Here is an 18,509-nt window from a genome sequence, read left to right on the forward strand (position 1 = left end):
TTCCCTCACAAGCATAGTTCCCCGCCTCTCATACATTCCTGCAAATTGGAGTTTTTCTTTTTCCTGTGATGAAAAAGAAACAAAAAATCATGGACGATATATGCCCTGCGCCGGATGTTGACGCGCAAATCTACCCTGCCCAAGCCCATCCGGCACAGCCCCATCGCTCCATGCAGCCCACCATATCGTCCCCAACCGCACACCGTGTAATAGAATTAGCATTTCTACAATAAGAAGCTATCCACACAATTGCGCTACATTTATCTGCATAAGGGACAATTTATGTATGCATCAAGAGGACCTTTCGTTATGCAGGCGCCCTCAGCATCAAACCATCTTCCCCACCTTCTCCACCAACACCATCGCCAGCTTTTCATACGATTCGAACGACCACCCGGCAATGTGCGGGGTAACAATGCTGTCCGGACTTTCCAGCAGGTATTTCAGCGGCGCCGGCATGTCTTCGGGAGCCAGCGATTCAAAGGATGATTTCTCGTATTCCAGTACGTCCAGTCCGGCCGCCCTCACCTTCCCCGATTCCATGGCTGCCACCAGGTCGGCCGTGTTCAGCACCTGTCCACGCGACGTGTTGATCAGGAAGATGTTCTTTTCAAAACGGGCCAGGTAAGCGGCGTTCACCAGGTTCCTGGTTTCATCGGTCAGCGGCACATGCAGGCTCAGCACATCGGCGTCTTTGAAAATGCGCTCCATGGTGGCGGGATGCACATGGCCTTTTTCAATGCCCTGCACATACGGATCGTACACCAACACCTTCACGTCAAACCCTGCCAGTCGCTTCGCAAATGCCGACCCGGTGTTGCCATAACCGATGATGGCCACCGTCTTTCCATCGAGTTCGTACCCGCGGTTGCCTTCCCGTTCCCAGGTGCCGTTGCGCACCTCGTTGTGCGATCGACTGATGTTCTTCATCAGCGACAACAGCATGCCCAACGCATGGTTGGCCACGGCATCCCGGTTGCCTTCCGGCGCCGACAGGCAGCGGATGCCTTTGCTTTCCGCATAGGGCACATCAATGTTCTCCATGCCAGAACCGTAGCGCGCAATGCATTTCAGGCGAACCGCTTGATCTAGAAACTTCGCATCGATCCGGAACTTGCTGCGGATCACCAGTCCGTCGTATGCACCGATCACGGCATGCGCTTCCTCCGGACTGATATCATACCTCAGGTCACATTGGATGCCCAGAGCGGTGAGCCCTTTTTCCATGGCGGGATGAACGCTGTCTGCAAAGAGAAACTTCATGGGAGACGGTTACATTACAAACTATACATCAGGTGCCCGATGGAAAAATACACGAGCATGCCCATCACATCGTTGGTGGTGGTGATAAACGGCCCGGTGGCGAGCGCAGGATCTACCTTGTACTTATGCAGGATCAGCGGCACCAGTGTACCCATGATCGATGCCATGATGATCACCGCGATGAGTGCGATGCCCACGGTGAGGCTGAGGGTGAGATCTTCTGTGAAGAGGTAATTGTATATAAGAAGGATGGCCGAACAGAAAAATCCGTTCACAAGGGCCACGATGAGTTCTTTGGATAATTTCCCGAACAGGCTGATGAATTGCAGCGATTTGTTGGCAAGGCCCTGCACGATGATGGCAGACGACTGCACGCCGGCGTTCCCTCCCATCGCTGCGATCAGCGGAATAAAGAAAGCCAGTTGCGGATTGATCTGGAGCTGGCTTTCGTGGGCGCCGATCACCTTGGCGCTCACGAGTTCTCCCACGAGCCCGATGAGCAACCATGGCAAACGTGCCTGCCAGAGCATCCAGGCCTTGTCCCTCTGGTCTACGTTACCGGAGATACCGGATGCCAGCTGGTAATCTTTCTCAGCTTCTTCCTGCATCACATCCACCACGTCATCGATGGTGATGCGGCCGATGAGCTGTTGCTGGTCATTGACCACGGGCAGTACCACGAGGTCATATTTCTTCATGATGTTGGCCACTTCCTCCGCCTTGGTCTCTGCCGACACGGAAATGATCTCCCTGTTGCAAGCGTCGGCCACTTTGGTGATGGAGGGCCGGATGATCATGTCGCGGAGCGACAACAATCCGAGGAGCCGGTCCTGGTCGTCGACCACATACACGGCGTATACGTCATCCACTTCTTTTGCCTGGCGGCGCATTTCGGCCACGCAGGTTTCGATGTCCCAGCTTTCACGGGCCATCACCAGTTCCTTCGCCATCAGACCACCCGCGGTATCCTCATCGTAACCCATGAGGTGAACGATGTCGCTGGCCTGCTCCACATCCTCCATGTGGGTGAGTACTTCCTGCTTCTTCTCTTCCGGCAGCAGGGCCATGAGGTCAGCCGCATCATCCGACTCGAGGTTGTCGATCACATCCTCCGCGATCTCCCGGGATGTGAACTGGTCGAGGAAATCTTCCTTCTCCGCTTCATCCATCTCAATGATGACCTCTGCGGCAAGTTCTTTCTCCAGCGACTGGTAAAGGAATTTGGCTTCCTGCACGTCGAGTTCTTCGACAATCTCGGCGATATCTGCAGGGTGAAGGGATTCAGTCAGCTCGCGGATGCGGCTTTTGTCGGCCTGACCTATTGCGTCCTCGATCGCAGCAAGAAATTCTTTGGTCAGTTCAAATGCCATGTTGCCGTCCTCCTGAATTATTAAGGATGCTGATTCCGAAGCACCCCGGCAAGTTCATCAAATGCCTCCACCGATAAGGTTTCGGCTCGCTGGTCCAGAAAAGGGATTTCGCCGGACGGGTGCAAAATAACGGTTTTTAAGGCATTCCTCAAAGTCTTTCGGCGCTGGTTAAATGCGGTTTTCACCACTTTCAGAAACCAGTCGGGATCGCTTTGGATGCGTGGTGTTTCAAGTCTTCTCAACCGGATGACAGCCGACTTCACTTTCGGGGGCGGATGAAAAGCATCCGGCAATACGGTCATGATTTCATCCACTTCATAAAAGGCCTGGATCCATACACTCAGGATGCCATATACCTTGCTGCCCGGTTCGGCACGTACGCGATCAGCCACTTCCTTCTGAAACATTCCCACCGTCACAGGAATTCTGTCGCGGTTTTCCACCACGCGAAAAAGGATCTGGGATGATATGTTGTAAGGGAAGTTCCCGATCACGGCGAAACTTCCTGTTCCGAGTTCCGACAGATCCCACCGCAGAAAATCTTCCGACACCAGCTGCAGGGATGGCTCCCGGAAGCGGTCATGCAGGTATTCCACTGCTTCGCGATCGATCTCCACCGCCCAGAAACGCGAACCGTAGCGGGGCAGCAGAATGTCTGTAAGCACACCCTTACCCGGACCGATTTCCAGCACACGGTCAAACGTCTCCCCTTCCAGGGCATCCACAATGCGCATGGCCATGGAGGTATCTTTAAGAAAATGTTGACCGAATTTCTTCTTGGCTCTCATGGGCGAAAAGTAACAAGAAATTCGCTCGCGGAAACCAATCGGCTCATGGCATGATTTGTGTCATGACAGATCCCGTTGTGCTTCTAATATTTGTGTCAACCAAAAACAAATTCACCATGCGTACACTGATGTTTCTTGCGATGTTGCTGTTCCCGGCTTTGTTGGTGCCGGCATACGCACAGGATTATGCCCCGTCCGACACCGTTCCCAAAGAACTATCCGTGGTCATCAAGAATGACGGAACCGAGTTTGTGGGTGTGATCCTGAAACAGGACGCCCGGGAAGTACTCATCCGCACGGAGAAAACCGGGGAGGTCGTCATTCCGAAGCATGAAATCAAAGACATTAAGAAGGTACAACAGGGCAACCTCACCTCCAGCGGGGCGTACATTCCCGAAGAAATATTCGCCACACGATACTTCATCACCACCAACGGCCTGCCACTTAACAAGGACGACAGCTACATCATCTGGAACCTTTACGGGCCCGACTTCCAGTTCAGTCTCGGCAATCATTTCACGGCAGGCATGATGAGCAGTTGGGTAGGTATCCCCATCATCGGAACTTTTAAATATGCCACCACTGTATCTCCCAATGTACACCTGGGAGTTGGAACACTGCTTGGCACCGGATCATGGATCAAGCCCGACTTCCTGGCCGGATTGCCGTTCGGAACTATTACCCTGGGCAACCGCAGATCCAACATCTCCTTTTCTACCGGCTATGCTTTTTACACTTATGAAAAGGAAAGCGACGGAAGGGCCCTTGTTTCCGTGGCCGGCATGGCCAAGGTTAGCCCCAAGGTAAGCCTGGTGCTGGACTCGTTCATCCTGATCGGTCAGAGTGAATTGTTCGGCAACGGCGCCCTGTTCATCCCCGGCGTAAGATGGGCTACCAGCAAAGGTTCGGCATTTCAGCTCGGGTTCGCGGGCCTGGTCGTGGAAGGAGAGCCTCAGGCTATAGCGATTCCCATGATCCAGTGGTTCCGCCAACTATAGGAAGAAACCCTTTCGTAAGTTATCATGAACCCCGACGTAGATCATTACATCGCCAGATCTGCCCCGTTTGCACAGCTTGTTCTGCAACACATCCGCAAGCTGATTCACCAGGCCTGTCCGGAAGTGGAAGAAAAAATGAAATGGAGTTTTCCCCATTTCGATTACAAGGGCATGATGTGCAGCATGGCGGCTTTCAAGCAGCATTGCGCATTCACCTTCTGGAAAGGTGCGCTGCTGGAAGACCCGAACCGGGTGATGGACAAAAAGCGATCGGAAGCGATGGGACAGTTCGGGCGCATCGCTTTAATTGACGACCTGCCTGAAGATGCAATTGTTCTCGGACTGATCCGTGACGCCATGCGGTTGAATGACGAGGGGATCAAGCTGCCACCCAAGCCCAAGAAGCCGGTAAACAAGGTAACGGTTCCAGATATACTTCGTGATGCGCTCGGCAAAAACAAAAAAGCGGGTGCTCAGTTCGAAGCGCTGTCGGCTGCATGCCAACGGGAATACATTCAATGGATCACCGAAGCCAAGCGGGAAGAAACCCGTGAGCGAAGGGTGAAGAGCGCCATCGAATGGATTTCGGAGGGGAAGCACCTCAACTGGAAATACCAAAAGTGAATCAGATCACTTCCAGCAAGGTGCGGAAGGCCACAAACCTGTCTTTGTAACGTATCAGCACTTTTTCCTGCAGCGCCGGCGCATGTTCTTCCCGGTACTTTTCATAGTCATTCATGGTCATGCAGGTGTACTGGATGGCGTATGTCTTGCCTTCCGGGTCATCTGAAAGTACACGCGCCATGCGGCTTTCAATAAAAGCGCCGGTGGCCATCACCTCAGGGATGTGTTCGCTTTTCATCCATTCCAGCCATTCGTCGTGTACCTCGTCGTCGATGTTCACGGTCACATTGTAAATGATCATACGTTCAGGTCTTTTGTTCATTCATGGATTGAGATGGGCAGGTTCACACAGAAACATGCACCACCTTCAGGGTTATCGGTAGCCACCAGGTATCCGCCATGATGTTCCACCAGGTGCCGGGCGATGTACAAACCGAGTCCGGTCCCTTTGGATGTGCGGGTCTCTTCCTGCCCCATCCGATAAAACCTTTCGAATATTTTTTCCTTTTCCGCATCCGGAATTCCCTTTCCGTTGTCGGCGAATTCCACCATCACCCGATCTCCTTTGCGTTTGAGGCGTACCTCCACTTTCCCTCCCGGTGGTGAATATTTCCATGCATTGCTCAGCAGGTTCTCGATCACGGAATGAAGTCCGCCCACATCGCCCGATACATGCACACCTGGTTCAATGGCTTCTACCCATTCAAGGTCGGATGGATGCCTCGAGATCCATGCGGAGAGCGTGTGCCGGAGCAGGTCCGACAGATCAATGGTTTCAATACGCAGGGTTGCATCCTTGTCTTCGATCCTGGCAGCCTGAAGGGTATTCTCCACGAGTTCCGTAAGCCGGTTGGTATCTTCCAGTGCCATGCCTGTCATTTCCTGCATGCGGACTTCATCCAGTTTGCGCGATTGCAGCGTTTCCAATTGCAAACGGATACTGGCCAGGGGGGATTTGAATTCATGGCTGATGGAAAGGATGAAGTTCTTCTCCTTCCGGCTCAGCGCCACCTCATCCCTGAATGATTTCCTGACCCGCCATACCCCCATCAGAAGCAACGCCAGAAACACGCTTCCTTCGCCGATGATCATCCAGAACCGTCGATGTACCTGCTCGCTGGAAAATTCAATTGCTCCCGGTTGATGTTCCGACATGTAGCCTTCCGTTAACAACCATGCCCACCATCCGAACTGCAGCAATACATAGCATACCAGTATGTAAAAGATGGTGAGGGTACGGTGTCGGAACGGACTGCGCATATGCCAAAAATACCATAGTTTTTTTGATCTTTATGGAGAACTTAATTTGCCTGAACATGGAACCACTCACAGAGGAAGACTGGAAGAAAAAACTGACACCCGAAGAATTTGCGATCCTTCGCGGTAAAGGAACCGAACGGCCTTTCACAGGAAAATTCAACGACCATTTCGTGCAGGGCACATACGTGTGTAAAGGATGCGGTGAAGCCTTGTTCGACTCCGGTTCCAAATTCGACAGCCATTGCGGATGGCCTGCTTTCGACAGCGAGATCAGAAAAGATGTTATCACGGAAACGCGTGACACCAGTCATGGCATGATACGCACCGAAATTACGTGCAGCAAATGCGGCGGGCATTTGGGACATGTATTTGACGACGGTCCCACCGATACCGGTATCAGGTATTGTGTGAATTCACTTTCACTTGACTTCGATCCCAAACCTGAAGAATAACCCTGCCGCAACAATTTGGAACAGATTTTGGTTACGTCCTGAGGTAACTTATCTGAAGCGTATGAAATGGATAACAATATGCCTGGGGGCCATGATGCTGGCATCGTGTGCAACCAAGGTACCGTTCACACAACAAACAAGAGACGAATACAAGCTCACCGAGGAAGAGCTCAAATCGTTGCAATTCTACACATCCCATGATATCGTGCTGCAACGTTGGGAGAACCAGGGAAAGGAAAAGGCAACCGAAGACGGAACATTGAAGATCCGCAGCGGACAGTCTGTGGAAGAGGTGGTGATTCGCGCGGGAACACCCGGCGTGGTGGAGAAAGTGGTCGACGGCAACCGCCTTGCCATCAGTTTTGAGGCGGGCGACCACAAGTTCCTGGTGTTCGGAGATACCAAAAAACAGGATGGCCGTTATACCCTGCAGGCCACCGAATGGGTTGACAACCGTGCCAAGGTAAACTACAACGATCAATGGTACATGACCAACACCGGCAGCGGCAGCACCTATTTGGTATTCAAGATCAAAAAGTTGAACCAGTTCAGGCGGAAGCAACAAATAGCAAAAGGCCGGAAGATCTGATCCCCCGGCCTTTTCCATTGCCATTCAGTTTTAATATTCCCATAAATCTTGCTCGAAGTTCATCACATCACTTTTGATGTCCTGGGCCTCCAGCAGTGCATCCATACCGGTTTTGTATTCCTTGATGTACCTGTCGTACACGTTCGACTCCTTCACCACGACACTGCTGAACATCCTTTTGGCAAACAGGTCATCAAAGTTCAGGTTGAACACGTGTGTCTGTCGTAACATCACAGGGTATTGGGCCAGTACGGGTCTGATCTCCGGAAAATAGACCCAGTAAAAATCGCGCAGTCCCATGAATTCTCCCGACTCGGAGTACACTTCGATCACCGGTGCGATGCCAACGATGCGGCATTCCATCACCGACCGCTTCTTATCAAAGAACCAATCTTCTTTTAATTTGAACATAACCACCCGGTCACGATCAAACGGATGCGGGATCACCTGTTCGTATTCTTTGCCCGTCACCGGATCAATGATCAGAACGGTATCGGGTTTTTCCATCCCCAGCTCATCCACCCTGTCGAGGCTGATGGGGTGTGTGAATTCGTCGGTGGATTGCAATCCATCATAGGCCTCATACGCGGTTACTGTGCCTTCCAGCACGGCATCGTGAATGATATCGAACAGGTTGCGGCGTTCTTCCAGTGGCTGGCTGCTCTTTGGATACGCCAGGGGCAGGTTCATCTTTTCTTTGAGATCGATGTAACGCCACAAACGTTTCGACCACATTACATCGGCTTCACTTACATGTGGGTAGGGAACCACCCGTGTGTCATAGGGCCTTTTTCCGGCCATTCCCTCCTTCGGATCCCATATACCCTGGGCGCAAAGCATCAGGGGCATGCCCATCGCAATGACCAGCGCCCTTGCGTTCCTTTTTGCAATCTTCATCTGTTCTCCTTTCTTAGGACCCTCTTTCCCGAAAACGGAAGCCACTATGTAAAAGTGTTCAGTGATAACGACCGGTCAAAAGGAAAGTCACAAACGCACGATTGTCAATTCAGGCAATTTTCGCAAATTGCGGCACCTGAATCAGGACCGTAATCTTATTATCACCGGATCATGAAAAAACAACTTTTCTCTTTTGCACTGCTTTGTGCAGGCTTTGGTACCCTTCTGTTTTCCGCCTGCGGCAGCGGCGATACATCCGAAGAACAGGACGATAACATGGATACATCCATAGTAGAACAAGCGGCCGATGCATCGGAAGCATACAATGTGGTGTTGCCATCGCCCCTGCAGATCGCACGCATCTTTCAGCAGGCAGGCCTCACCTACCAGGCGGATCTGGTGAACAAGATCGAGAACAGCGGGCTGTATGCTACCCAAACCGGGAAGACACTGAATTTCGGCGTATATAGTTCAGACCTAGCCTATCTGGTGCTGAACAACCAGAACCAGGAAGCCCTGGTATACCTGAAATCGCTCAAGGACATGGCAGGAAATATCGGATTGTCGCCCATCTTCAACGATGAAAAACTAGTGAACACATTTGAAAAGAACATGGGCAACCCCGATTCGCTGATCAGTGTGTTGGCCGAGATCCAGGAAAAGCTTGACATGATCCTGCAGGACAACGAACAGGAACACCTGCATGCTGTGATCTTTGCGGGCGCCTGGGTGGAAGGTATGTACATGGGTTCCAAGGTGTCGGTTCAGGGATCACAGGACGGAGTCAACAACAAGCTGATGGAACAGATGAACATCCTGGAAAGCCTCATCACCGGACTGCAGCAGCAACCTGACAAGAACGACGAGATCAATAGCCTGATCGGCCAGCTTCAGGATGTACACAAATTCTATGAAGAACTGAATGCCAGAGCCGGAGAGCAAACGCCTACGCTAACCGCAGAAAAGAAAAAAGAATTGAGTGACCGCATCAGCCTGATCAGGAATGGCATTGTGAAGGTGAACTAAGCAATTTCAAACCAGGACCATGAAACATTGTTTTTATATTTTCCTGTTGTGCATAGGACTGGCAGGAACAGCCTTGGCACAAGGCAAGCAATCTGCAGATGACGCTTGCACGCCCATAGAATCGAGAGCCAAATGCAAAGAAGCACTGGTGCCTTTTGAATACGATGCCGGTAAGATTGTGCGGATCACATTTCGTTCAATGTCCCAGCAGAAAGAATATGAGATCCCCCTTTACATGGGCGAAAAATACCGTCTTGTATTCAACCGCGAAGGACTCCCGCAGAATGTCAGCATCAAGGTATATGACAAGAAGCAAGGATCTTCGAACCGGAAAGTTCTGTACAGTTCGGATGATGCTTCATTTGATGAAAAGCAATTGATCTGGGAGCCGGAGAGCACCGGAAAGATCTTTATTCACTTCGACATTCCCGCCACCAGCGACGTGGAGAAAAAGGGTTGTATTCTTTTCCTATTGGGTTATAAAGGATAACGGTATTGTACCGTTCAGGGCGCCAGCAACCTGAATACCTTGTTGAACTGGTCCTGGCTGATGCTCAACTGTTTTCCGTTGATCCGGTAATACAGCCTGATCATGGTTGATCGCGTTGCAGCCGTTTCCTGCACACAGGCGCTATCGAGTTCCGCTGCATTCCTGGCTATCACGAAGACCTGGTCCCCTTTCCTGAGCGAAGTTACTTCCGTGCGTGGCAGCAGCGTATCGGAAAAAGCCGATACCTGGTAACATTTGTTCTGAACGCAGAGGCAATCAAATGCCAGGTGGTCGATGTCGCGGTCGGATGTCATGCACAACCTGAATTCAACTATGGGTCCGGCCTGGGGAATTCCCGGCACGGTGATTTTCTTTCGCGCCTCAACCCACTGCAGTTTCGGGGTTGAACATGATGCCAACAGGGTTGTAAGATATCCTATCAGCAACAGGCGCCTCATTTCATTTCTATTTCTTCGCCCTGCGGATCAAAGAACCGGTACTCCAGCATCTGGTAAGATGAAGATGGCAGCACCTTCAGTTTGATACCCAGCTTGGAAGCCCACTTCTTCCGGAGAGATGAAAAGAGGCCACGGTTGATAAATGATTCCAGGTATGGATGGGTGTACAAAGTAACCGACTTGATCTTCAGATCGGTGCTGATATATCTCAATTTGCTCTCAACTTCATCGGCCACGAGGATGCTGGGCTGGATCTCACCGGTGCCGTTGCATGACGGGCATTTCTCGTTGGTGACGATGTTCATCTCTGGCCTTACCCGCTGACGCGTGATCTGCATCAGCCCGAAGCGGCTGAGGGGAAGAATCTTGTGCTTGGCGCGGTCCAGCTTCATCTCATCCTTCATGAAATCGTACAGCTTCTTTTTGTTTTCAGCTTTGTACATGTCAATGAAGTCGATCACGATGATGCCACCCATGTCACGCAACCGGAGTTGTCTCGCCACTTCGCGGGCCGCCTCCATGTTCACCTCCAGGGCATTCGTTTCCTGATCTTTGTCGGATTTGTTACGGGAACCGCTGTTGATATCCACCACGTGCAATGCTTCGGTGTGCTCGATGATGAGGTAAGCACCGCTCGGCATGGTAACCGTTTTACCGAACAGCGATTTGATCTGCCGGTGAATGCCGAAATTCTCAAAGAGGGATTTCTTGCCCTGATACAGCTTCACGATCGACTCCTTGTCGGAACCGATGGAACGGAGGTATTTTTTAATATCCTCGAACAGCTCGGGGCTATCGGTATAGATGTTGTTGAACGTGGGGTTCAGCACATCCCGGAGCAAAGCAGAAGTCCGGTCGATTTCACCCAGCACCTTCTTGGGCGCCTGTGCACCGTATATACCTTTTCTGCAGTTCTCCCACTTGGCCATCAGGTCCTTGATGTCGTTGTCAAGGTCAACTACCTTGCGGTTCCTGGCAGCGGTTCGCACGATCACCCCGAAGTTTTCGGGCTTGATGCTCTCGATCAGGCGGAGCAATCGTTCCCTTTCTTTTTCGTCGTTGATCTTCTGCGATACCGACACCTTGTTGTAGAAGGGCACCAGTACCATGTAGCGACCGGCCAGGGATATCTCACTGCTCAGACGAGGGCCTTTGGTTGAAATAGGTTCCTTGGTAATCTGTACCAGTACCCGGTGTTTTTCCGCCAGTACATCCCCGATCTTTCCGTTCTTATCAATGTCCTTTTCAAGCTTGAACCCTTTCAAGTCCCCGTCTTTCCGGGTTTTGTTAAGGTTGGACAGCAAATATTTGGAAAGGGATTTGAATTGCGGACCCAGGTCATGGTAATGGAGGAAAGCATCCTTCTCATATCCAACGTCTACGAATGCCGCATTCAGACCAGGCATGATCTTGGTGACCCTGCCCAGGTACAGGTCACCGGCCACGTAGTTCTTGTTTCGCTTTTCATCATGAAACTCAATGAGCTGTTTATCCTTGAGAAAAGCGATCTTAACTTCCGAGTCCGTGGCCTTTATAATTAGTTCACTGCTCACGTAATGATCATTAGTAATACAGAATACAGGAATACACCTGCTTGCGCTGGCCGATTCAACTTAAATCACCGGATTGGCAAATGCAAAAGGTATCGCCACCTAAAGAATTCCATCAGGCATACGACACCGTTTCATCCAGCGGAGCGGTAAATGTACAAGGAAACTGTACGGCGCTGAGGAGGAGCGGTAGAAACAGTTGAATATGGCAAAGGAACGGTATGCTGCCCGAATCCGTACCGGTATGTATATGACACATCCGGAACGCTTAAGCACATACCGCTGCCTGTTTAAAGCCTTTAGTTATTCTTTTTCTTATGGCGATTCTTACGGAGTCTTTTCTTCCGTTTGTGGGTTGCCATCTTATGTCTTTTTCTCTTTTTTCCGCTTGGCATAACGCTAAGTTTAAAATTGTACAGTAATTTCTTTTACTTCTCCATGGAAGCTATTCTTGTTTCGGCTTCCGCCCGGGATCCACCTTCCGGTGCCCGGTGAAGGTAATCCTGATAAGCTGAACGTGCAGACGCCGTATCCCCTTGCATAAGTTTCGCTTCACCCAGGTAAAACCATGCTTCGGTTTGGGTTGAATCCAGGCCCAGAATTTCCCTGAACCTTTCTTCTGCTTTCTCTGCCTGGCCGGAGACCAGTGAGAAAACGCCCAGTGTATTCAGCGCCCTGATGTTTCCCGGATCTTCCTGTAACACCTCCCTCAGCAAACCGATACCTTTCATCGGTGGCTCCTTGCCTCCCTGAATGATCTGGATCGCCTCTGTGATCTTCTCATCCAGCGTTGCGGGTTCCGGTTGTTTAGCGGAAGAATCCTTCTCTTCCCGGTGCGGAAGCATCCATAGTCCTGTAAACAACACAGCTGCTGTAAGGATAAGGATCCGTTGCCGCTTCCGGTCAGGGTTATTCATCCTGGTCTACCCTGGGCGAATTGTTGCGAACAGCTTCGACAAATGTCTTCGCCGGTTTGAAGGTAGGCACCATATGTGCGGGGATAATGATCGTCGTGTTCTTCGAGATATTCCTTCCCGTTTTTTGGGCCCGCTTCTTCACTACAAAGCTTCCAAATCCGCGCAGATACACATTCTTACCTTGAACCATCGCACTTTTGACCGATTTCATGAAAGCTTCGATAGACGCCTGGACGGCCACCTTCTCGATGCCGGTCTTTTCTGCGATCTCGGTTACAATGTCTGCTTTTGTCATCTTTTCCTAATGAATGATTTTCAATTAGTTAAAATCGAAAAAGGGAGACGAAGATACAGCTTTTGTTGGTAACCAAAAAAATATTTGACTTATTTTCGTCTCTAAGTTGTTCAAAGCAAGAAAGTTTGATCGTGGCTGAATGGCAAAGATTTTTGTTGAATTGGTATGACCAAAATCGCCGGGACCTTCCCTGGAGAAACACCAGAGATCCTTATGCCATATGGATTTCAGAAGTTATCCTTCAGCAAACACGCATTGCCCAGGGCTTGGATTATTACCACAAATTCCTCGCTCGTTTTCCAACCGTTACCGACCTGGCAAACGGGGAAGAATCCGCCGTGCTGAAAACCTGGCAAGGACTTGGTTACTATTCGCGTGCCCGCAACCTGCATAAAGCCGCCAAACAGGTTCGCGACCAGTATTCCGGGCAATTTCCGGATACCCGGGAAGCTTTGCTTTCCCTTGCAGGTGTGGGGCCCTATACCGCAAGTGCCGTTGCATCCATCGCATTCCATCAGCCCCATGCCGTGGTGGACGGGAATGTGATCCGGGTACTGAGTCGCTTTCTCCACATCCAAGATGACATGGCGCTTTCTACCGGCAGAAAAAAAGTGGAGGAAGCAGCCGAACAAGTTCTGGTGCGGGATCAGCCGGGTGACTGGAACCAGGCCCTGATGGAACTGGGTGCTACCGTATGCACACCCACCGGACCCAAGTGCACCGACTGTCCGGTTTCCGCTTTCTGCCGCGCACGCGCCGAAGGTGTCCAGGAACAATTGCCGGTAAAATCCCCGAAAAGAAAACCACGGGACAGGTATATCCATTACCTGGCCATGGATTCTCCGCAAGGATTTGCCCTGCAACGAAGAACCGGCAACGACATCTGGCGGCACCTGTATGAATTTCCTTCCTGGGAAAGCAAGGAACCCCAACGGGATCCCGAAGTCCTCTTCCAAAACCTGTCGGGTTGGATCTCCGGCGAACCGGTGCTGATCCGGCAAAGCGAAGTGAAACATCAGCTCACCCACCAAACCATCCACGCTACCTTTCTGCACGTACGTGTTCCGAAGATCACTGCTACCGGGGATGTTGTTTTCATCACCCCCGACACCCCGATCCGTGTGCCCGTACATCGTCTTATGGAAAAGTATCTGGCAGGGATGGGTTTTATTTTATAATTTTGAGTTTCGGTTTCCGATCCTTTGCCAGGGTACATGATCCTGCCGGTAACCGGATATGAACCTGAAATCCTTTTCCATTCTATGGCCGGAGTCAATAAAGTTATCCTCGTAGGCAATCTGGGTAAAGACCCGGAAGTGAAATACCTTGAGAACGGAACCGCTATCGCCAAGTTTCCACTGGCAACCTCGGAATCTTTCAAAGACCGTTCGGGCAATCGTGTTGAGCAAACCGAATGGCACAACATTGTGCTGTGGAGAGGTCTGGCCGAAGTCGCAGAGAAGTTTCTGAAGAAAGGACATCAGGTGTACATTGAAGGAAGGATCAAAACCCGCTCCTGGGATGATCAGGACGGCAACAAGAAATACATGACCGAGATCGTGGCCGACCAGATGACCATGCTGGGAAAACGCGATGAGATGGCCGACGGAAGCCCGAAGGAGTTCCGCAGCGCCCCGGCACAGGAAGAGTCCTTTGATCCCGGTCCTTCCGCCACCGACGACCTGCCTTTCTAGGGGGCCGGTTCTTGTCTCACCTATATCCTGATTTTGGAAGATCCTAACCCTGAATGTATGTTGCCCAGCCTGCTCATGGCGGGCATCTCCTTCCATCCAATGACAACGGGTGTTTATCTGGCTCTCGCTATTTTGCCCGTTTTGCTGCTTGCCTCCGCACTCATTTCCGGCGCGGAAGTGGCTTTCTTCTCTATTACCACACAAGCAAAACAACAACTGGAGAATAGCCCGGGCAAACGGGGACGTTTGATCCTTTCCTTGCTTGACCGCCCGAAACATCTGCTTGCCACCATCCTGGTTGCCAACAACCTCTTCAATGTGGCCGCCATCATCATGGCTTCCTTTATTACGGCTTCCTGCTTCAGCTTCAATGGCAATGCCCTTTTGGCGTTCCTGGTTGAAGTATTGCTGATCACTTTCCTGCTGGTGATGTTCGGCGAGATCATTCCCAAAGTGTACGCCACCAAGCATGCAATGCCCCTGGCCAATATGATGGCTGTTCCCCTGCTTGTCATCGGTCGCCTTTTCAGTCCGGTTAACTGGCTGTTGATCCATAGCACTTCGTTCATGGACAAGCGTATCAAACGCCAGGGAAAGAATGTATCGGTGGATGACCTGTCGCATGCACTGGAACTGACGGCTGACAGCGAAACCACCGAGGAAGAACAAAAAATGCTTTCGGGCATCGTTAATTTCGGTAACATCGAAGTGCGCCAGATCATGAAATCCCGCGTTGATGTGGTGGCTCTCGACCAGGGAACGGCTTACAACCAGGTACTGCAACTGATTGTAGATGCCGGATACTCCCGGATCCCTGTGTTTAAAGAACACTTTGACCAGATAACGGGCATCCTCTACGTAAAAGATCTGTTGCCCTATCTCGACAAACAACCGGACTTCACATGGCAGGAACTGGTGAGAAAACCTTTCTTTGTTCCGGAAAGCAAAAAGATTGATGACCTGCTGAAAGAATTTCAGAAGTCGCGTGTGCACATGGCCGTTGTGGTAGATGAATATGGTGGCACCCTGGGCATCGTTACGCTGGAAGACATCATCGAAGAAATTGTGGGAGAGATCAGTGACGAATTTGATGAAGAGGAATTGGTATACTCACGACTGGATGACCACACATTCATCTTTGAGGGTAAAATCATGCTGAAGGATTTCTGCCGGGTGACCCAACTGAGCGAAGCCACCTTCGACGGAACCTCCGCCGAAAGCCTCGCAGGTGTGATATTGGAACAGGAAGGAAAAATACCCGAAAAGAATGCCATCATCCGATTCAAGAATCTGAGTTTAAAAATCGAGGCGGTTGACAACCGCAGGATCATCCGGATCAAAGTCACCATCCACCCGCCAGCAGATGAAAATGAGATTGAAGGACCGTAGCATGCACCTGGCATGGGCCATCTTTGCAATGAGCATCCTTGCCGCATGCAGTTCCCCCCCCGTGCCCAAACCACGCGGATATTTCCGGATCGACCTACCCGAACGATCATACAAGACCTATCAATCCGACTGCCCGTTCACCTTCGAGTATCCATCGTACGCCACTGTGATTGTGGATACCATCCGATTCAAGGAACCCTGCTGGCTCAACCTCCATTTCCCCAACTTCAGGGGAGACCTGCACGTCAGCTACAAACAGGTGAACAACAACCTGGAAGGCTACCTGGAAGACTCATACCAGTTTGCCATGAAACACATGAGCATGGCATCGGCCATGAACGACAGCACCGTTTTCGACGCTGACAACAGGGTGTTCGGACTCGTCTACAAAATTGAAGGTGAACACACGGCAAGTCCCTACCAGTTTTACCTGACCGATTCCACCCATCACTTCTTCAGAGGAGCCCTCTACTTCAATGTGAGGCCGAACAACGATTCACTCGCCCCGGTGATCCGGTTCATTGAAAAAGACATGGAACACCTGATTGAAACGTTCAGGTGGAAGCAACAGCAGTAGTGCGCTGTCCGTGCAATACGTAGAGATGCGTGGCAAGCAGCATGAACGCACCCAGTTGGTGCAACACACCCAGCCAAACCGGTACCGATAATAGCAAGGTCATTACCCCCAGCACGAACTGGAATCCGACCACCATCAGCAACAAGTCGAATCGCTTCCGCAGCAAACCTGCATCCGTTTTTCTCGACTTCACCCACAGCCACACCACCACGCCAACCACAGCATAGGCCACATAACGGTGAATGAACTGCACACCCGCCAATCCTTCCAGGAAATTGTGCCACAGAGGTTGCATGGCGGTTACCGCATCCGGCACCCATTGATCGCCCATTTTCGGCCAGGTGTTGAATACCCTGCCCGCTTTGAGGCCGGCAACCAAAGCACCGTAAAATATTTGCACACCTATCAGTGCCAATAACCATATGGAAGCCTTCTTCAACCCGGAAGATTTGTTTGCCCGCTTATCGCCCTGCGACACATCCAGCATAAACCAGAAGGTCACCGAAAAAGCAAGCAAGGCTGTAAGCAAGTGCGCCGCCAAACGATAATGACTCACGTGCGGATCATTTTGCAAACCACTTGCTACCATGAACCACCCAACCGCACCCTGAAAGCCGCCGAGCGCAAACAGCCACAACAGCTTCAATATCCAGTCGCGTGACAACTTCTTCCTGAACACGAAATAGAGAAAGGGGATAAGAAACACCACACCGATCAAACGCCCCAGCAGGCGGTGAATGAATTCCCACCAATAAATGGATTTGAAATCATCCAGGGTGAAATCGAAGTTGCGGATCTTGAACTCAGGGTATTGCTTGTATTCCTCGAAAGCCTGTTGCCAGGCTCCTTCGGATAAGGGAGGGATGACACCCGTCACCGGTTTCCATGTGACCATTGACAAACCCGATCCGGTTAGCCGGGTGATGCCACCCACCACCACCATCAGGAAAATCAGCACACAACCTGATGCCAACCACACGATCACCTGCTTACGTGTACGAGCGTCCATGGGCACGAAGGTAGGAAATGTGTTAATGTGCTAATTTGAAAATATGAAAATTAAAGCGCATTGCGTCATGCATTACATACATACGTCAGGTGGTATGGATTTTAGACCATAGATGGGAGACGATAGATATAAGATGGATGGCGGCTTAAGTGTGCCTTACCTCATTCGTAATTCGTAATTCGTCTCTCGTAATTAATGATTGAAATACCCCTTGGTCGTCACCAGGATCAATCCACCCGACACATCCCCGTACTCAGCCGGGATGCCACCGGTCAGCACCGAGAACTGGTTGATGCACCCCCCTGGAAGGTTTGAACTACCGATGACCTTCACACCATCGATATAGATCTGAGTTGCCTCCTTACGTGCACCTCGGATGTACAGATCTCCGCCCGGTTCGCTTTGATAAACCTGGGGCAACAGGGCTGCATATTGCTTTACATCCGGGGTACGGGTGGGAACCCGCTCGATCACCTTGGGATCAATATGCTCTCCCGCCGTTTCATCCGGCCTGACCATAGAAGGTGTGATTACAATGGGCGCAAATGCCATGTTGCCGATTTCAATGTTTAACATGGTCACAGTACCGGCATTCACCTGTACTCCCTTCATGATCGTTGGCATTTTCCCCACATACCGGGCCTCCACCGTATAAGTGCCGGGGTCCAGCGCCTTGATCCTGTATCTGCCGTTCTCATCGGCCACCGAGGCAGCAACCTGAGCTCCGTTATTCATGACCGTCACCGTGGCAAACGGCAAGGCTTCCCCGGTTTCCTTTTCGTTGACCGTTCCCTTGATCTCTCCCGATGCAACGGCCAAGGCTGCCGTTGAACTGAATGTGAAAACCATGATCAACAACTGTA

Annotated in this window: 22 protein-coding genes; 10 read left to right on the forward strand and 12 right to left on the reverse strand. The window is 51.1% G+C overall.

Annotated elements, in window-relative coordinates; translation table 11 throughout:
• Nucleotides 1–327: 327 nt before the first annotated feature.
• Genes H6585_12645 through rsmA form a run of 3 tightly spaced genes read right to left on the reverse strand, consistent with a single transcriptional unit; the run spans nt 328 to nt 3,421 of the window.
• Complete coding sequence (locus tag H6585_12645) at nt 328–1,263, reverse strand: hydroxyacid dehydrogenase (GenBank protein ID MCB9449179.1); 936 nt, start codon at nt 1,261–1,263, stop codon at nt 328–330.
• Nucleotides 1,264–1,277: 14 nt separating this feature from the next.
• Nucleotides 1,278–2,633: a magnesium transporter gene (mgtE, locus tag H6585_12650; GenBank protein ID MCB9449180.1), complete on the reverse strand. Its 1,356-nt coding sequence runs from the start codon at nt 2,631–2,633 to the stop codon at nt 1,278–1,280.
• A 20-nt stretch (nt 2,634–2,653) separates the two neighbouring features.
• Entirely contained in the window at nt 2,654–3,421 is a 768-nt protein-coding gene (rsmA, locus tag H6585_12655; protein ID MCB9449181.1) for a ribosomal RNA small subunit methyltransferase A, read from the reverse strand.
• A 116-nt stretch (nt 3,422–3,537) separates the two neighbouring features.
• Between rsmA and H6585_12660 the strand changes: the two genes are divergently transcribed.
• Nucleotides 3,538–4,419, forward strand: a complete 882-nt coding sequence (locus H6585_12660) for a hypothetical protein (GenBank protein MCB9449182.1) — start codon at nt 3,538–3,540, stop codon at nt 4,417–4,419.
• A 24-nt stretch (nt 4,420–4,443) separates the two neighbouring features.
• Nucleotides 4,444–5,043: a YdeI/OmpD-associated family protein gene (locus tag H6585_12665; GenBank protein MCB9449183.1), complete on the forward strand. Its 600-nt coding sequence runs from the start codon at nt 4,444–4,446 to the stop codon at nt 5,041–5,043.
• A gap of 1 nt (nt 5,044) precedes the next feature.
• On the opposite strand, the gene H6585_12670 is transcribed toward H6585_12665, so the two are convergent.
• The gene (locus tag H6585_12670; GenBank protein MCB9449184.1) at nt 5,045–5,344 is read right to left on the reverse strand and encodes a DUF4286 family protein; all 300 of its coding nucleotides are present in this window, start codon (nt 5,342–5,344) and stop codon (nt 5,045–5,047) included.
• A 17-nt stretch (nt 5,345–5,361) separates the two neighbouring features.
• A complete protein-coding gene (locus tag H6585_12675) occupies nt 5,362–6,303 on the reverse strand; it encodes a HAMP domain-containing histidine kinase (GenBank protein MCB9449185.1) in 942 nt (313 codons plus the stop codon).
• A 56-nt stretch (nt 6,304–6,359) separates the two neighbouring features.
• Here H6585_12675 and msrB point away from each other — a divergent pair, with 56 nt between their 5' ends.
• Together msrB and H6585_12685 are read left to right on the forward strand one after the other, a co-directional pair.
• Nucleotides 6,360–6,755 carry a peptide-methionine (R)-S-oxide reductase MsrB gene (gene msrB / locus H6585_12680; protein MCB9449186.1) on the forward strand — a complete coding sequence of 132 codons (396 nt, stop codon included), beginning with the start codon at nt 6,360–6,362 and terminating at the stop codon, nt 6,753–6,755.
• Between the two features lie 61 nt (nt 6,756–6,816).
• Nucleotides 6,817–7,344 carry a hypothetical protein gene (locus H6585_12685; GenBank protein ID MCB9449187.1) on the forward strand — a complete coding sequence of 176 codons (528 nt, stop codon included), beginning with the start codon at nt 6,817–6,819 and terminating at the stop codon, nt 7,342–7,344.
• Between the two features lie 30 nt (nt 7,345–7,374).
• Here the strand turns inward: H6585_12685 and gldN are convergent, their stop codons facing one another.
• The gene (gene gldN, locus H6585_12690) at nt 7,375–8,241 is read right to left on the reverse strand and encodes a gliding motility protein GldN (protein MCB9449188.1); all 867 of its coding nucleotides are present in this window, start codon (nt 8,239–8,241) and stop codon (nt 7,375–7,377) included.
• 171 nt (nt 8,242–8,412) lie between these two features.
• Here gldN and H6585_12695 point away from each other — a divergent pair, with 171 nt between their 5' ends.
• Nucleotides 8,413–9,267, forward strand: coding sequence for a hypothetical protein (locus H6585_12695; GenBank protein MCB9449189.1), 855 nt, complete (start codon nt 8,413–8,415; stop codon nt 9,265–9,267).
• Between the two features lie 19 nt (nt 9,268–9,286).
• Nucleotides 9,287–9,757, forward strand: a complete 471-nt coding sequence (locus H6585_12700; protein ID MCB9449190.1) for a hypothetical protein — start codon at nt 9,287–9,289, stop codon at nt 9,755–9,757.
• A gap of 14 nt (nt 9,758–9,771) precedes the next feature.
• On the opposite strand, the gene H6585_12705 is transcribed toward H6585_12700, so the two are convergent.
• From H6585_12705 to H6585_12720, 4 genes are all read right to left on the reverse strand, one after another.
• A complete protein-coding gene (locus tag H6585_12705; protein ID MCB9449191.1) occupies nt 9,772–10,215 on the reverse strand; it encodes a hypothetical protein in 444 nt (147 codons plus the stop codon).
• On the reverse strand, nt 10,212–11,768 hold the full coding sequence (locus H6585_12710) for an Rne/Rng family ribonuclease (GenBank protein MCB9449192.1): 1,557 nt from the start codon (nt 11,766–11,768) through the stop codon (nt 10,212–10,214). Before H6585_12710 ends, H6585_12705 begins: the two co-directional genes overlap by 4 nt.
• Before the next feature lie 425 nt (nt 11,769–12,193).
• Nucleotides 12,194–12,682: a tetratricopeptide repeat protein gene (locus H6585_12715; protein MCB9449193.1), complete on the reverse strand. Its 489-nt coding sequence runs from the start codon at nt 12,680–12,682 to the stop codon at nt 12,194–12,196.
• A complete protein-coding gene (locus H6585_12720) occupies nt 12,675–12,977 on the reverse strand; it encodes an integration host factor subunit beta (protein ID MCB9449194.1) in 303 nt (100 codons plus the stop codon). The genes H6585_12715 and H6585_12720 overlap by 8 nt, the downstream gene beginning before the upstream one ends.
• 155 nt (nt 12,978–13,132) lie before the next feature.
• Here H6585_12720 and mutY point away from each other — a divergent pair, with 155 nt between their 5' ends.
• The 4 genes from mutY to gldD all read left to right on the forward strand — a co-directional run bounded on the left by mutY (nt 13,133) and on the right by gldD (nt 16,637).
• Complete coding sequence (gene mutY / locus H6585_12725) at nt 13,133–14,155, forward strand: A/G-specific adenine glycosylase (GenBank protein ID MCB9449195.1); 1,023 nt, start codon at nt 13,133–13,135, stop codon at nt 14,153–14,155.
• Nucleotides 14,156–14,239: 84 nt separating this feature from the next.
• Nucleotides 14,240–14,671 carry a single-stranded DNA-binding protein gene (locus tag H6585_12730; GenBank protein ID MCB9449196.1) on the forward strand — a complete coding sequence of 144 codons (432 nt, stop codon included), beginning with the start codon at nt 14,240–14,242 and terminating at the stop codon, nt 14,669–14,671.
• Between the two features lie 57 nt (nt 14,672–14,728).
• On the forward strand, nt 14,729–16,060 hold the full coding sequence (gldE, locus tag H6585_12735) for a gliding motility-associated protein GldE (GenBank protein ID MCB9449197.1): 1,332 nt from the start codon (nt 14,729–14,731) through the stop codon (nt 16,058–16,060).
• Nucleotides 16,041–16,637, forward strand: coding sequence for a gliding motility lipoprotein GldD (gene gldD / locus H6585_12740; protein MCB9449198.1), 597 nt, complete (start codon nt 16,041–16,043; stop codon nt 16,635–16,637). The genes gldE and gldD overlap by 20 nt, the downstream gene beginning before the upstream one ends.
• Here the strand turns inward: gldD and H6585_12745 are convergent.
• Together H6585_12745 and H6585_12750 are read right to left on the reverse strand one after the other, a co-directional pair.
• Complete coding sequence (locus H6585_12745; protein MCB9449199.1) at nt 16,615–17,646, reverse strand: COX15/CtaA family protein; 1,032 nt, start codon at nt 17,644–17,646, stop codon at nt 16,615–16,617. The two genes, gldD and H6585_12745, sit on opposite strands and share 23 nt — an antisense overlap.
• Nucleotides 17,647–17,838: 192 nt before the next feature.
• The gene (locus H6585_12750) at nt 17,839–18,495 is read right to left on the reverse strand and encodes a TonB-dependent receptor (protein ID MCB9449200.1); all 657 of its coding nucleotides are present in this window, start codon (nt 18,493–18,495) and stop codon (nt 17,839–17,841) included.
• Nucleotides 18,496–18,509 lie beyond the last annotated feature (14 nt).

It is taken from the genome of Flavobacteriales bacterium (assembly GCA_020635855.1).
Taxonomy (GTDB): Bacteria; Bacteroidota; Bacteroidia; order JACJYZ01; family JACJYZ01; genus JACJYZ01.